This is a genomic window from Xylophilus sp. ASV27 (assembly GCF_016428875.1).
Lineage (GTDB): Bacteria > Pseudomonadota > Gammaproteobacteria > Burkholderiales > Burkholderiaceae_C > Xylophilus.
In genome coordinates this window covers 1-14,955 of sequence record NZ_JAELTO010000018.1, presented here as the reverse complement: position 1 = coordinate 14,955, position 14,955 = coordinate 1, and the positions used below count along the sequence as shown (strand labels likewise).

Here is a 14,955-nt window from a genome sequence, read left to right as displayed (position 1 = left end):
GTTTTCAGCGCGCTCGCCGCGCGGCGCTTGCCTTCCGCGCCTGCTCGCGCTGGCGGCGGCGCTCGAGCCTCTGAAACTCCTTGTCGTGGCGGCGGATGTGCAGCGACAGCCAGTCGCGCAGCACCTCGGACAACTGCGAGGCCACGGTGATGCTGCCGTCATCCAGGCGGCGCTGCAGTTGCAGCAGCTTTTCCATGAAGGCCGCGTGCACTTGCTTGTGCGCCTCCAGGTCCGGGAAGGCCATGCGTGCCATCAGCTCCTCTTCGCGCACGAGATGTTCGCGTGTGCTTTCGATGGTGCGGCTCAGTATGGACGCCACCACGCTGCGGCCGGTGCCGTGGCTGGTGGCGGTATGCAGCTCGTTGACCAAGTCGACCAGGTGGCGGTGATCCTGGTCTATCGGTCCGCCGTCGATGACCATGTCGTCGGCCCATTCAAAGTAAGCCATGCTCAGCTCTCTCCCGTGTCGCCATGGGAGGCCGCTGCGTCTTCCAGGGCCGCCTGCTGCCGTACGCGGAAGGCGCCGACCGTGCGCACCAGCGACAGGGCCCGGGCTTCCAGCGACTGGGCCGCGGCGGCGGACTCCTCCACCAGTGCGGCGTTCTGCTGCGTGACCTGGTCCATCTGCGCCATGGCCTGGTTGATCTGCTCGATGCCGTGCGACTGATCCTGGCTGGCGGTGCTGATTTCGCCCATGATGTCGGCCACGCGGCGCACGCTCACCACGATCTCGTCCATGGTGCTGCCCGCCTTCTCCACCAGCGTGCAGCCGCCGCTGACGTTGTGCACCGACTCGTCGATCAGCGTCTTGATCTCCTTGGCCGCTTCGGCCGAGCGCCGCGCCAGCGAGCGCACCTCGGAGGCCACCACCGCGAAGCCGCGTCCCTGCTCTCCGGCGCGGGCCGCCTCCACCGCCGCGTTCAGCGCGAGGATGTTGGTCTGGAAGGCGATGCCATCGATGATCCCGATGATGTCGGCGATCTTGCGCGACGAGGTGTTGATCGCCTCCATGGTGTGCACCACGTCGCTCACCACCTGGCCGCCGCGCAAAGCCACCTGCGAGGCCGACTCGGCCAGTTCCGCCGCATGCTTGCCGCTGGCAAAGTTCTGCTGCACGGTGCCCGACAGTTCCTGCATGGCGGCAGTGGTCTGCTCCAGTGCGCTGGCCTGCTCCTCGGTGCGGCTGGACAGGTCCAGGTTGCCGCTGGCGATCTGCGCGGTGGCCGTTGCCATGGAATCGCTGCCGCCGCGCACCTCGGCCACGATGCGGGCCAGACTCTCGTCCATGTCCTTGAGGGCCTGCAGCAACTGTCCGGTCTCGTCGGTGGAGTCCACCTCGACCCGGTTGCCCAGTTCTCCGCCGGCCACCGCCTGCGCCACGCGCACTGCCCGCGCCATGGGAGTCGTGATGGAGTGTGTGATGCGCCAGGCCATGACCACGCCCAGCGCCAGCGCGGCCAGGCCAATCAGCAGCAGCGTCCAGCGCGCGGCATTGGCCTGTGCGCCGGCCGTCCGACCGGCGTCCATCGCCACTTTTTTCTCCAGTGCCGCCAAGTCATCGCAGGCCTGCGAGGCGATGGCCAATTGCGGCAGCGTGACGGTCTTGAGCTCCTGGGTCGCCGCTTCGTCCTGACCGGCATCCAGCAGTTCATGGAAGCGCGCCTGCGATTTGACGTAGGCCTGCCGCGCCTGCTCGGCCCTGTCCAGCAGGGCGCGGGCCGCGGGCAACTCCACCGTGTCGTGCAGCAGCTTGAAGGCGGCGATGAAGCGTTCCCGCCCCTGCACCACTTCCTGGCGCAGTTGCTGGCGCTCCTGCTCATTGCTGATCAGTTGCTGCACCGTACGGCGTGCATTGACTGCGGCAATCTGGCTCAACGTATTGGCGGCATCGGCTTTGGGCCATTCCACATCAATGATGTGATGCGTGGCGCTGGCGAGATTGGTCATGCGCAAAAGCGCCACCGCCACGATGCACAGCATCAGGGCGATGAGCACGCCGAAAGCCAGGCCCAGGCGGGCGCCGATGCGCAAGCTGCGCGCGGGGGAAGGGGGGGAAACGGCAGACATCATGTAGGTGTTGGGGCTTGTTGGGAACGTGGGGAGGTCGCCGCAACGGCGCCTTGCTCATCTCTTGTGCATTCAAAGTGGATGGGTCACCAGCCGGTACTCCGGCTCCTCCGGGTAGGCGCGTATCTCGAAGCCCAGCCGGCGCATGAGGCCCAGCATCCTGCTGTTGCCCACCAGCACCAGGCCCTGGATTTCGGCCAGGCCGCGCTCGCGTGCCACGTCCATGAGGCTGAGCATCAGGCGTGCGCCCAGGCCCTGGCCGGCAAAGTCGTCGGCCACCAGCAGGGCGAATTCGCAGCTCGCGGGGTCGGGGTTGATAGCGTAGCGCGACACGCCGACGATGCGCTCGGTGTGACAGGCCTCCCCGGCGTCGTCGGTGCCGCGCTCGCGGCGCACCGCGACCAGCGCCATGTCGCGGTCGTAGTCGATCAGCGTGAAGCGCGCGAGCAGCGAGGGCGGCAGATCGACGATGTGCGAGGCGAACCGGAAATAGCGGCTCTCGGGCGAGAGTTCACGCACCAGGCGCTGGATCATCTGCGCGTCGTCCGGACGGATCGGGCGCACCAGGTACTCACCGCCGCCGCGCAGCGGCCAGGCCTGCTCGTGGCGCGCCGGGTAGGGCAGGATGGACAGGTGCCCATACGGCCCCGGATGGCCCGCGCCGCCGCTGGCCGGCGGAGTGGCTGCGGCAAGGACGATGCGCGCATCCACCGCCACGGCGCCCTGCGCGTCCACGATCAAAGGGTTGATGTCCATCTCGCGCAGTTGCGGCAGCGCGCATACCATCTCGGACACGCGCAGCAGAACCTGCTCCAGCGCCGCAGTGTCGACGGCGGCGGCGCCGTGCCACTCGCCCAGCGTCTGCGCCACGCGCGAGCGCTCGATCAGGCGGCGTGCCAGGAACTGGTTGAGTGGCGGCAGTTCCGTGGCGCGGTCAGCCATCAGCTCGACCATGGTGCCGCCAGCACCGAAGCTGATCACCGGGCCGAACGGGGCGTCCGTCGCCAGGCCGATGCAGACCTCGCGCCCGCGCCGCGCGCGTGCCATGGGCTGTACCGTCACGCCGTGCAGGCGCGCGGCGGGCGCCAGGCGCGCCACGCGCTGCACCATGGCCTCATGGGCGTCGCGCACCGCCGCGGCGCTGCGCAGGTCGAGCGCGACGCCGTCCACGTCCGATTTGTGCGCGATGTCGGGCGAATCGATCTTGAGCGCCACGGGAAAGCCGAGCTGTGTCGCGATCAGCATGGCCTCTTGCGCGCTGCGCGCCAGCAGCGTGCGCGTCACCGGGATGTGAAAGGCCGCGAGCAGCGCCTTTGACTCCATCTCGGTCAGATTGCTGCGGCGCTCGGCCAGCACGCCCTCGATCACCAGGCGTGCACCCTCGATGTCGGGCGCGGCCAGCGTGGCCGCCAGCGGTGGCGGCGTCTGCTGCAGCAACTGCTGGTTGCGGTGGTAGGCGGCAATGCTGCCGAACGCGCCCACGGCCGCCTCGGGCGTGCGAAAGCTCGGCACCTGGGCAGCGCGCAGCAATTCGCGCGCGGGCAGCACCGAGGTATCGCCCATGCAGCATGACAGCAGGGGTTTGTCGGCCTGCTGGCGGGCCTCGGCCAGCACCTGCGCCACGGCGACTGCGTCTGTGCCGGGTTTGGGCGAGAACAGGGCCAGCACGCCGTCGATCTCGCGCTCGGCCAGCGCGGCGGCGAGGGCGGCGCGGTAGTGCTCCGGGCCGGCCTCCTCGGACAGGTCGATCAGGTCCTGCAGCGTGGCCGGTGCCGGCACCTGCGGCGCCAGGCGGGTCTGCGCGGCTTCGCTCAGCCGCCCCAGCTCCAGCCCGATGTCGCTCGCCCAATCCGCCGCCAGCACGCCGGGGCCGCCGCCGTTGGTCACCACGGCCAACCGCCGGCCCACCGGCCGGTGGCGCGATGCCAGGCATTTGGCAGCCGAGAACAGTTCCACGAAAGAACGCACGCGCACCGCGCCGGCACGGCGCAGCGCAGTGTCGAACACCTCATCGCTGCCGACGATGGCGCCGCTGTGCGTCTGCGCCGCCGCACTGCCGGCGGGCCTGCGGCCGGCCTTGAGCACCACCACCGGTTTGGCACTGGCGGCCGAGCGCAGCGCGCTCATGAAGCGGCGCGCGTCGTGAATGCCCTCCATGCAGACTGCGATGCTGCGGGTGTGCGCATCGTGGGCCAGAAAGTCCAGCGCCGCGGCCAGGCCCAGGTGCGTGTGCGGCCCGAGCGAGATCACGCTGGAGAAGCCCACCGCATTGCTTCCGGCCCAGTCGAGCACGGCCGCGGTGAGCGCGCCGGACTGGCATACCAGCGCCAGCGAACCGTCCTGCGCCAGCGGCCCGGCGGCGCTGGCATTGAGCTGCAGCGCGGGGCGCTGGATGCCGAGCGAGTTGGGCCCGAGCAGATGCATGCCTGCACGCCGTGCGATCTGGTGCAGTTGCGCAGCCTGCGGCGCGCCCACTGCGCCGCCGAGCATCAGGGCGGCGCGGCAGCGCATGCGCGCGGCCGTCTCCAGCCCGGCGGCCAGCTCCTGCGGCGGCAGCGCGATCACCGCCAGATCGGCGCGCGCCTGCGTCAGGTCGGCCAGCGTGCCGCTGGTATGGCTGTCCAGGAAATTCAGCGTGCCCGCATAGCGCTGGGCGCGCAGCGCCGCATGCAGCGCCCGTGCCTGCGGCGTGTGCGCCGCTGCGGCCTCGGCGCTGCCTGCCAGCACGACGATGGAGCCGGGCGCGAACAACGGTGTCAGATAGTGCTTGTCCAGCATGGGTGGGCTCCGGTGGATGGTGAGGTCTCTGCGCGCGGTCGCAGCCGCTGGCGGCTACGCCGTGGGGAGCCGGCTCACTGTATGGCGTGGGGTACTGGGAGTTTGTTGATATCCATCAACCGGCGGTTTGACGGTGATCAGCAGAATGGCAAATGGTTCTTTCACCCTTTCTGGAATCTTTCATGGTCATGGATGCCCCATCGGAGTACGAGCGCCTGCGGGAGGCGCAGCGCAAGGCCGCGCTCGCGCTCGACGAATCGGTACATGCCCAATTGGCGCGCTCATGCAGCGGCCTGTCACCCATCGCGCTGGCCCTGGCGCACGCCGACTGGGCGCTGCATCTGATGGCCTCGCCGGGCCGCCAGGCGGTGCTGGCCCAGCGCGCGCTCGATCTCTCGCTGCAGGCGTGGCAGAACCTGGGCGCAAACCTCATCGCCAAGGTCAGGAACGAAGAGGCCGAGCCTGACAAGGACGGCCGCTTCGCCGACGCCGCCTGGCGCGAATGGCCCTTCGACGCGGTCAAGGAGAGCTTCAAGGCGGTGGACAGTTGGTGGCGCGAGGCAGCGCAGCAGGGCGGCGGCGTCTCGCACCACCATCAGCACATGGTGAACTTCTTCACCGGCCAGGCGCTCGACGCGCTGGCGCCGTCGAACTGGGCCTTCACCAACCCCGAAGTACTGCGCGCGGCGCAGGCCAGCCGGGGCCGGTCGCTGGAGGAAGGCATGCGCTTCTTCCTGCAGGATCTGCGCGAGCAACTGAGCGCGGGCCCGGACACGCCGGCCGAGCCGCCGGCACCGCTGCAGCACGTGGTGGGCAAGGACGTCGCCGTCACGCCCGGCAAGGTGGTGTTCCGCAACCACCTGATCGAGCTGATCCAGTACAGCCCGAGCACGGACAAGGTGCTGCCCGAGCCGGTGTTGATCGTGCCCTCCTGCATCATGAAGTACTACATCCTGGACCTGTCGCCGCACAATTCCATGGTCAGGTACCTGGTCGAGCAGGGGCACACGGTGTTCATCATCTCCTGGCGCAATCCCGATGCGTCGGACCGCGACCTGAAGATGCAGGACTACCTCAGCGCCGGTGTGCTCGCCGCCATGGCCGCGGTCAAGTCGCGCAGCGGCGCAGAGCGGCTGCACACCGTGGGCTACTGCCTGGGGGGCACGTTCCTGGCGATCGTCGCCGCGGCGCTCGGGCGGCTGGCGCGCAAGAAGACCGAGCGCACGGCCAAGGAGCAGGCGCTGATCCCGGCCGACCTGCCCGAGCTGGCCTCGGTGATCCTGCTGGCCGCGCAGACCGACTTCACCGAACCGGGCGAACTGGGCGTGTTCATCGACGAGGACCAGCTCGCCTCGCTGCGCCAGAGCATGAACGAGCGCGGCTACCTGTCGGGCCGGCAGATGGGCGGCTCGTTCGTCTACCTAGCCTCGCGCGGCCTGCTATGGGGGCGCAACACGCGCCGCTACCTGCTGGGCGAGGACGACGCCAGCTTCGACCTCATGAGCTGGAACGCCGACACCACGCGGCTGCCCGCGCGCATGCACTCCGAATACCTGAGCGCGCTGTTCCTCAACAACGCGCTGGCCGCGGGCCAGTACCGCTTTGCCGGCGCCACCGTGGCCCTGATGGACATCCAGGCGCCGATGATGGTGGTAGCCACCACGCGCGACCACGTTTCGCCCTGGAAGTCGGTCTACAAGATCCACCTGCAGACCGACACGCACGTGACCTTCGTGCTGGCCGAGGGCGGGCACAACGCAGGCATCGTCTGCGAGCCCGGCCGCCCGCGGCGCAGCTACCAGATCGCCAGCGTCGAGGACAACAGCGGCTGGATCGACCCGGACGACTGGAAGGCCCAGGCGCCGGTGCGGCCGGGCTCCTGGTGGGAGGCCATGCACGCATGGCTCGCGGAGCGCTCCGGCGCGCCGGCCAAGCCGCCGGCGATGCGCGCTGAACATGTCCTGTGCGATGCGCCCGGAAGCTACGTGATGACGCGCTATGCAGACTGAGGTCGCCAACCAGCTCGGAGTCGTCGCCGAGCACCTGCAACGCCTGGTGGCGCAGTTCGAGACCCTGGGTGCGCGCATCACGTTCCTGGCCCGCACGCTGCACCTGCCCTTGCAGACCACGGCCGAGACGCGGGCCGCGCTGCACTGCGACGGTGAAGCCGGCACGTCCGGCGCCCACCAGCGCGAGGCCCGCATGCGCGAGGAATTGCGCGGACTGCTGGTGCTGCGATACGAGATGGTGGCGCACCTGGCGGCCGACACGAGCGTGGGCGCCCAGGCCGTGCGCGACATCCTGCTCTGCGCCAACGACCGGCTGCTGTGCAAGGGCTTCGCGCCGGAGGCGCCCGGCATGAATCTGCGGCCGCTGTTTGAAGGCGTCTACGACTGAGACGTCCTGAAAGAACCCGCCGTGCCCGCTCGTCCCGCAAGAACGTGCCCATCGGCGCGCGAATGTCCGGCATGACGGCCCTGCGGCTGCGCTCGGTGCCTTGATGGCGCACGTTCGTGCAGTCCGCTCGGACACGCCGGATTCATTCACGCCTTCCAAGCCGCGCGCCCCCTTTTCTATTCCTTTTGTGCAGATCACTTCCATGACATCCAACCCCTTCAGCCTCAGCGGCAAAAAAGGCCTGATCCTCGGCATCGCCAACGACCACAGCATCGCCTGGGGCTGCGCCCGGCTGCTGCGCGAGCTGGGCGCCGACGTGCTCGCCACCTGCCTCAACGACAAGGCCCGCAAGTACGTCGAGCCGCTGACCGCGCCGCTGGGCATCGAGCTGATCAACTGCGACGTCGAGGCCCCGGGCCAGCTCGAGGCAGCCGTCGAACACGCGGTGCGCAAGTTCGGCCAGCTCGACTTCGTGATCCACTCTATCGCCTGGGCGCCGCTGCAGGATCTGCATGGCAAGGTCGTCGACAGCTCGCGCGAGGGCTTTGCGCGTGCCATGAGCGTGTCGTGCCACTCGTTCGCCGAGCTGGCCAAGCTCAGCGCGCCGCACATGCAGGCGGGCGGCAGCATGCTGTCCATGACCTACCTGGGCTCGGGCGAGGCGGTGCCGCACTACGGCCTGATGGGGCCGGTGAAGGCGGCACTGGAGTCGATGGTGCGCTACATGGCCATGGAGCTGGGGCCGCGGAACATCCGCGTGCATGCCGTCTCGCCCGGCCCGATCCTGACGCGCGCGGCCTCGGGCATTGCCGAATTCGACAGCCTCATGGCCACGGCCAAGGCCAAGGCCCCGCTGCAGCGCTTGGTGACGCTGGAGGAGATCGCGCAGCTCAGCGCCTTCCTGTGCTCCGATGCCGCCTCGGGCATGACCGGGCAGGTGGTCTATGTGGATGCCGGCGTGCACGCCGTCGATTGAGCGCTTTTTCCCCTGAGGTACCACACGCATGAATGCTGACCTGAACCCCGATACCGAATGGATGGAGAACGTCACCTATGACGAACTCAGCGTCGGCCAGAGCGCGCGCCTGCTGCGCACGGTGCGACTGGAGGACATCCAGACTTTCGCCGCCGTCTCCGGCGACATCAACCCCGCGCACCTGAACGCCGAGTACGCCGACGCCACCATGTTCCAGGGCGTGATCGCGCACGGCATGCTGGGCGCGGCGATGATCTCGGCGCTGTTCGGCACCCGCTTCCCCGGCCCGGGCACGATCTACCTGGGGCAGGAGCTCAAGTTCACCAAGCCGGTGCGCATCGGCGACACGCTGACGGTGCTGGCCACCGTGAGCGAGAAGGACGACGAGAAGAAGCGCGTCGCCATGGACTGCCTGGTCACCAACCAGAAGGGCGAGGTGGTGCTCAAGGGCGTGGCGCGCCTGATGCCGCCGACGAAGAAGGTGCGCGTGCCCCGGGTGAACGCGCCGCAGGTGCAGCTGTTCGACCCCGAGGCCCGGCACAAGGAACTCCTGGCGCGCGTCGCCGGCCTGCAGGCGGTGCGCTGCGCCGTCGTCCACCCCTGCGATGCCGGCTCGCTCAGCGGCGCCATGGAAGCCGCCGGCCACGGCCTGATCGTGCCTGTGCTGATCGGGCCCGAGGGCCGCATCCGCCGCGTCGCCGAGGAAGCCGGCATCGACCTGGGCGGCGTGCAGATCATCGCGGTCGAGCACAGCCACGCCGCCGCCGAGCGCGCCGCGGCCATGGCCGCCGGCCACGAGGTCGAGGTGCTGATGAAGGGCAGCCTGCACACCGACGAGCTGCTCAAGGCGGTGCTGGCCCAGCCCGCGCTGCGCACCGGCCGGCGTCTGTCGCACGTGTTCCGCTTCGACGTGCCGCTGTACCCCAAGCCGCTGCTGATCACCGACGCGGCCATCAACATCCGCCCCACGCTGCTGGAGAAGGCCGACATCATCCAGAACGCCATCCATTTCGCGCAGGTGCTGGGCATCGCCTGCCCGCGGGTGGCCATTCTGTCGGCCGTGGAGACCGTCACGCCCGGCATTCCCTCCACGCTCGACGCCGCCGCCCTGTGCAAGATGGCCGACCGGCGCCAGATCACCGGCGGCCTGCTCGACGGCCCGCTGGCATTCGACAATGCCGTCTCCATGGAGGCCGCGCGCATCAAGGACATCGTCTCCGAGGTGGCCGGGCGGGCCGACATTCTGGCCGTGCCCGATCTGGAGAGCGGCAACATGATAGCCAAGCAGCTCGAATACCTGGCCGGCGCCAGCGGCTCGGGCCTGGTGCTGGGTGCGCGCGTGCCGATCGCGCTGACCAGCCGCGCCGACGGCCCCATGGTGCGCGTCGCCTCCGCTGTGCTGGCCGTGCTGGCCGCGCATGACCAGCGCCGGCAGCAGGCGGAGAACGCCTGGAAGCTCGGCTGAACCCCGCAGACAGGACCGCACCATGGCCATTCTCGCCGTCAACGCCGGCTCTTCCTCGCTCAAGTTCTCGTTGCATCCCCTGCAGGACGGACAGGTGCAGCCGCATGTGCTGTCGGGCTGCATCCAGGGGCTCGAACCCGGCGGCAGCCCCGCGCTCGACTGGGGCTACCAGGGGCGCAAGCAGCAGCAGGCGCTGGCCGTGCCGGCGGGCAGCGATCCTTTCAGCGCGGCGCTGGAGCGCCTGCGCGCGCTGTTGCAGGGGCTGCACGGCGCGCCCGCCATCGAGGCCGTGGCCCACCGCGTGGTGCATGGCGGCGGCGTCTTCACCGGCAGCGTGCTGGTCACCGAGGAGGTGCTCGAACAACTGGCGCGCTTCAACTCGCTGGCGCCGCTGCACCAGCCGCACAACCTCGAAGGCATCCGGCGCTTTCGCGCCGCGTTTGCGCAGATGCCGCAGATCGCCTGTTTCGACACCGCGTTCCACGCCAGCATGCCGGAGGTGGAATACGCCTTCGCGCTGCCGCAGCCGCTGCGGCAGCAGGGCGTGCGCCGCTACGGCTTTCACGGCCTGTCCTACCAGTACATCATGTCCGTGCTGCTGGAGCAGACCCCGCGCGGCCGCGGCCGCGTGCTGATGGCCCACCTGGGCAACGGCGCCAGCCTGTGCGCCTGCCGCGAAGGCGCCAGCGTCGCCACCACCATGGGCTTTTCCGCGCTGGACGGCCTGATGATGGGCACGCGCAGCGGCGCGCTCGACGCCGGCGTGCTGCTCTACCTGCTGGAGCAGGGCTGGACGCCGGCGCGGATCCAGACGCTGCTGTACAAGCAGAGCGGCCTGCTGGGCGTCTCCGGCATCTCGGCCGACATGCGCAAGCTGCGCGCCGACGGCAGCGCGAGCGCGCAGCGCGCCATCGACCAGTTCACCTACCGCGTGGTGCGCGAGAGCGGCGCGCTGGCCGCCACCCTGGGCGGCCTGGACCTGCTGGCCTTCAGCGGCGGCATTGGCGAGAACGACGCCGTGCTGCGCGAACAGGTCTGCGCGCGGCTGGCCTGGCTGGGCCTTCGCATGGACCCGGAGCGCAACCGGCAGGCCGACGGCAAGGCCGCCCATGCCATCCATGCGCCGGGCAGCGCGGTGGAAATCTGGGTCGTGCCTACCGACGAGGGCCGCGTGGCGGCGCGCGAGGCGGCCGCGCTGCTGCGGGAGGCGGCCTTGGCGTTGCTATAAAATATATAGCTAAAAGCCCAGGTGATGCCTGGGCTACAGCCATATTTACCCAAAAATTCCGGTCTCAGGGCCGGCAGAGCCCCCGAGCCAGCCGGTACAGTGGCGGCCTCATCACTGCGGAGCCTGTTCATGACCACCCTCGGCACCCCCCTGTCCCCGAACGCCACGCGCGTCATGCTGCTTGGCGCCGGCGAACTCGGCAAGGAGGTGCTGATCGCGCTGCAGCGGCTCGGCGTCGAGACGATCGCGGTGGACCGCTACGAGCACGCGCCCGGCCACCAGGTGGCGCACCACGCCCGCACCCTCCAGATGAGCGACCCGGCCCAGCTCAAGGCGCTGATCGAGGCCGAGCGCCCGCTGCTGGTGGTGCCCGAGATCGAGGCCATCGCCACCCCCGTGCTGCAGGAACTGGAAGCCGCCGGCCTGGTGCGCGTGGTGCCCACCGCCCGCGCCGCGCGCCTGACCATGGACCGCGAGGGCATCCGCCGCCTGGCCGCCGAGACGCTGCGCGTGCCCACCAGCCCCTACGCTTTCTGCGACTCGCTGGCCGAGCTGCAGGCCGCCATCGACGGCGTCGACGGGCATGGCATTGGCTACCCCTGCATCGTCAAGCCGGTCATGAGCAGCTCGGGCAAGGGCCAGAGCAGGATCGACGGCCCGGCCGACGTGCGCAAGGCCTGGGACTGCGCCATGGCCGGCGGCCGCGTGAGCCACGGCCGCGTCATCGTCGAGGGCTTCATCGACTTCGACTACGAAATCACCCTGCTGACCGTGCGCGCGTTGGACTCGGCCGGCGACATCCGCACCCGCTTCTGCGAGCCGATCGGCCACCTCCAGGTCGGCGGCGACTACGTCGAGAGCTGGCAGCCGCACCCGATGCACCCGAGCGCCCTGGCGCGCGCGCAGGACATCGCGCTGGCCGTCACCGGCAACCTGGGCATCGGCCACGACGGCCAGCCCGGCGGCCTGGGCCTGTTCGGCGTCGAGCTGTTCGTCAAGGGCGAGGACGTCTGGTTCAGCGAGGTCAGCCCGCGCCCGCACGACACCGGCATGGTCACCATGGCCACGCAATGGCAGAACGAGTTCGAACTGCACGCCCGCGCCATCCTCGGCCTGCCGGTGGACGCCACCCTCAGGAGCCCGGGCGCCAGCGCCGTCATCTACGGCGGCGTGGACGCCAAGGGCATCGTGTTCGACGGCGTAGCCGAAGCCCTCGCCCAGCCCGGCGTGGACATACGCCTCTTCGGCAAGCCCGAGAGCTTCGTCAAGCGCCGCATGGGCGTGGCGCTGGCGCATGCCGCCGACGTGGCGACGGCGCGCCGAGTCGCCAAGGCGGCCGCGGGCAAGGTGCGGCCGCGCGCCTGACGGTCCTGCCGGGCGCGGCGTCCCAGGAGTTTCATGGCGCCTCTTCTGCGTCGCGCGCGAGCAGGCGGCATGCCTCGCGCACGACGGCTCGCGCTGTGATGCCGAACATCTCGTAGAGCGCATCGGCCGGGCCCGTGTACATGCGCCTGCTGCGCGGCAGCGTGCCGCTGGTGCTCGACGAATACGACTACCGCTTCGAACTGGGCAAGGCCGAGCTGTTGCGCAGCGGCGCGGAGGTGCTGGTGATCTCCAGCGGCCTGCTCACCATGCGCGCCCTGGAGGCCGCCGAACAGCTCGCGCAGGACAAGGTGGGCGAGGCGGTGGCGGGCCTGCTGGCTTTGCCGGATGACGTCCTCGATGCCGGCGCGCTGCCCACTCTGCACGAGCGCTATGGCATCTCGAGCGGCAAGGTCGTGGAGTCGATCCGCCGGTGGCTGGCATGAACGGGCCGCCGATGGTTCTCGGGCCTACTGGAACGCCACCTCCGCAAAGCTGCGCAGCTTGCGGCTGTGCAGCCGGTTCACGCCGCCTTCGCGCAGGATGTCGATCGCGCGCATGCCGATGCGCAGGTGCTGGTCCACGCGCTCGCGGTAGAAGTGGTTGGCCATGCCCGGCAGCTTGATTTCGCCGTGCAGCGGCTTGTCGCTGACGCACAGCAGCGTGCCGTAGGGCACGCGGAAGCGAAAGCCGTTGGCGGCGATGGTGGCGCTCTCCATGTCCAGCGCCACCGCGCGGCTCTGGCTGAAGCGGCGCTGCGGCTCGTTCTCGGGCAGCAGCTCCCAGTTGCGGTTGTCGGTGCTGGCCACGGTGCCGGTGCGCATGATGCGCTTGAGGGCCGGGCCGTCCAGCCCGGTGACCTCGGCCACCGCCTGCTCCAGCGCGACCTGGATCTCGGCCAGCGCGGGAATGGGCACCCACAGCGGCAGTTCCTCGTCCAGCACGTGGTCCTCGCGCACGTAGCCGTGCGCCAGCACGTAGTCGCCCAGCCGCTGGCTGTTGCGCAGGCCGGCGCAGTGGCCCAGCATCATCCAGGCGTGCGGGCGCAGCACGGCGATGTGGTCGGTGATGGTCTTGGCGTTGGACGGGCCGACGCCGATGTTGACCATGGTGATGCCGCTGTGGTCGGCGCGCACCAGGTGGTATGCGGGCATCTGCGGCAGCCTGGGCGGGGCCACGCCCTGCGCCTGTTCCAGCCACTGGCCGAATTCGTCCTCGGCTGCCGCCTGCGGCAGCCCGTGCCGGCGCGTGACCACGTTGCCGGGCTCGATGAAGGCGACGTACTCGCTCTGCGGGTCTGCCATGGCCGCGTGGCCCAGGCGCACGAACTCGTCGATGTAGAACTGGTAGTTGGTGAACAGCACGAAGTTCTGGAACCACTCCGGCCCGGTGCCGGTGTAGTGGCGCAGCCGGTGCAGCGAGTAGTCCACGCGCGGCGCCGTGAACAGCGACAGCGGCTGGGCTTCGCCCGGCACGGCGCGCCGCGTGCCGTTGGCGATGCCGTCGTCCATGGCCGCCAGGTCGGGCAGGTCGAACAGGTCGCGCATGCGCAGGCGGCGCTCGGGCGAGAGCATGCCTTCCACATGGTCGTTCTGCGCGAAGGAGAAGTGCAGCGGGATGGGCTGGGCGCTGATGCCCACCTCCAGTTCGACCCCATGGCTGCGGCGCAGCAGCCGGAACTGCTCGGCGTAGTAGCGCGCGAACAGGTCGGGGCGGGTCAGCGTCGTCTCGTAGGTTCCGGGGCCTTCGACGAAGCCGTAGGCCAGCGCCGAGTCAGCCCGCACCACGGTGTCGGTGTGCACCCGCACGAAGGGATAGCAGGCCCGGACGTGGCCGGGCAGCTCTTCCCCGGCAACGAATCGCAGCATGGCGTCGCGCAGGTGGGCGAGGCTCGCGTCGTAGATGGCGCGGACCTGGGCCAGTGCGGCATCCGCGTCGGTGTAGCGCTGGCTGGCGATGAAGGGCGGCATGTAGGGCATGGCGCCATTGTGCAGCGTGTAACAGCCGGAAACGTCCTACACATCGGCGCGCCGCGCCCTGACCCGCGGCATCCGGGCCGCTGCTTACATTTTGTCCATCGCTTCTGCGAACCGTGCCGCAAGGCCGCAACCGCAGTGCATCCCAACCCGCCGGACCCGTGCCGGCCCTTCCGAAAGGACCTCAGCATGAGCACCGCCGTCATCGCCTCCAATCCCTTCGCACTCATGATGGACCCTGAAGCGGTGCTCCAGGCCATGGAGCATTCCGACGCGCTGCGCAGCCTGAAGCTGCGCCGCATCCAGCCCCTCGACGAAATGCCCATGCCCCGCAAGGCACCGGTCGCCGGGGTGATCGACAAGGAGTTCGACCGGGCCAGCTTCCCGCTGTGGCGGGACCTGATCTCCAGCAAGGACCCGGACTTCTTCTCGCAGTTGTTTGGCTGATTGACCCATTCCAAGGCCCGCCGAGACGGTGCCTGGGAGGCAACTCCATGTTGGCCCGCGGGGTTCGCGCCCTGCGGGCCTTTTTTGCGCCTGCCTCGCGGCGTATTAGGGCAACGCTGAATAAGTCCGCGCGGTGGCGCGCGCCCTGGTGTGGGATGGGATGCAAGGCGCAAACCGCAGCCATGGCCGCCGCCATGGCGAGGATTTGCAACGCCGCAGACCGCCCACAGCAGGGATGCGCGACACGCGAGGGACTTGT

Annotated in this window: 11 protein-coding genes and 1 pseudogene; 8 read left to right on the top strand and 4 right to left on the bottom strand. The window is 69.7% G+C overall.

Annotated elements, in window-relative coordinates; genetic code table 11:
• Positions 1 to 4: 4 nt before the first annotated feature.
• The 3 genes from JHD63_RS05980 to JHD63_RS05970 form a co-directional block, all read right to left on the bottom strand.
• Positions 5 to 448 (bottom strand): bacteriohemerythrin, encoded by a 444-nt coding sequence (locus JHD63_RS05980; protein WP_198969829.1) that lies wholly within the window; start codon positions 446 to 448, stop codon positions 5 to 7.
• A 2-nt stretch (positions 449 to 450) separates the two neighbouring features.
• On the bottom strand, positions 451 to 2,067 hold the full coding sequence (locus tag JHD63_RS05975) for a methyl-accepting chemotaxis protein (protein WP_198969828.1): 1,617 nt from the start codon (positions 2,065 to 2,067) through the stop codon (positions 451 to 453).
• A 72-nt stretch (positions 2,068 to 2,139) separates the two neighbouring features.
• Entirely contained in the window at positions 2,140 to 4,845 is a 2,706-nt protein-coding gene (locus JHD63_RS05970; protein WP_198969827.1) for a bifunctional acetate--CoA ligase family protein/GNAT family N-acetyltransferase, read from the bottom strand.
• Between the two features lie 182 nt (positions 4,846 to 5,027).
• Here JHD63_RS05970 and JHD63_RS05965 point away from each other — a divergent pair, with 182 nt between their 5' ends.
• The 7 genes and pseudogenes from JHD63_RS05965 to JHD63_RS05935 form a co-directional block, all read left to right on the top strand.
• Positions 5,028 to 6,854, top strand: coding sequence for a PHA/PHB synthase family protein (locus tag JHD63_RS05965; protein ID WP_233167693.1), 1,827 nt, complete (start codon positions 5,028 to 5,030; stop codon positions 6,852 to 6,854).
• Positions 6,844 to 7,242: a hypothetical protein gene (locus tag JHD63_RS05960; RefSeq protein ID WP_198969826.1), complete on the top strand. Its 399-nt coding sequence runs from the start codon at positions 6,844 to 6,846 to the stop codon at positions 7,240 to 7,242. The genes JHD63_RS05965 and JHD63_RS05960 overlap by 11 nt, the downstream gene beginning before the upstream one ends.
• A gap of 202 nt (positions 7,243 to 7,444) precedes the next feature.
• The gene (gene fabI, locus JHD63_RS05955) at positions 7,445 to 8,218 is read left to right on the top strand and encodes an enoyl-ACP reductase FabI (protein ID WP_198969825.1); all 774 of its coding nucleotides are present in this window, start codon (positions 7,445 to 7,447) and stop codon (positions 8,216 to 8,218) included.
• Positions 8,219 to 8,246: 28 nt separating this feature from the next.
• Positions 8,247 to 9,683, top strand: coding sequence for a bifunctional enoyl-CoA hydratase/phosphate acetyltransferase (locus JHD63_RS05950; protein ID WP_198969824.1), 1,437 nt, complete (start codon positions 8,247 to 8,249; stop codon positions 9,681 to 9,683).
• Positions 9,684 to 9,705: 22 nt separating this feature from the next.
• Positions 9,706 to 10,911: an acetate/propionate family kinase gene (locus JHD63_RS05945; protein WP_198969823.1), complete on the top strand. Its 1,206-nt coding sequence runs from the start codon at positions 9,706 to 9,708 to the stop codon at positions 10,909 to 10,911.
• A 129-nt stretch (positions 10,912 to 11,040) separates the two neighbouring features.
• Positions 11,041 to 12,276, top strand: a complete 1,236-nt coding sequence (gene purT, locus JHD63_RS05940) for a formate-dependent phosphoribosylglycinamide formyltransferase (protein WP_198969822.1) — start codon at positions 11,041 to 11,043, stop codon at positions 12,274 to 12,276.
• Between the two features lie 116 nt (positions 12,277 to 12,392).
• A pseudogene (locus JHD63_RS05935) lies at positions 12,393 to 12,719 on the top strand (transketolase family protein); the annotation flags it as partial.
• Positions 12,720 to 12,743: 24 nt separating this feature from the next.
• Here JHD63_RS05935 and JHD63_RS05930 read toward each other — a convergent pair.
• Positions 12,744 to 14,252: an AMP nucleosidase gene (locus tag JHD63_RS05930; protein WP_198969821.1), complete on the bottom strand. Its 1,509-nt coding sequence runs from the start codon at positions 14,250 to 14,252 to the stop codon at positions 12,744 to 12,746.
• Between the two features lie 186 nt (positions 14,253 to 14,438).
• On the opposite strand from JHD63_RS05930, the gene JHD63_RS05925 reads away from it, so the two are divergent.
• Positions 14,439 to 14,696 carry a hypothetical protein gene (locus JHD63_RS05925; RefSeq protein WP_198969820.1) on the top strand — a complete coding sequence of 86 codons (258 nt, stop codon included), beginning with the start codon at positions 14,439 to 14,441 and terminating at the stop codon, positions 14,694 to 14,696.
• Positions 14,697 to 14,955: the final 259 nt, after the last annotated feature.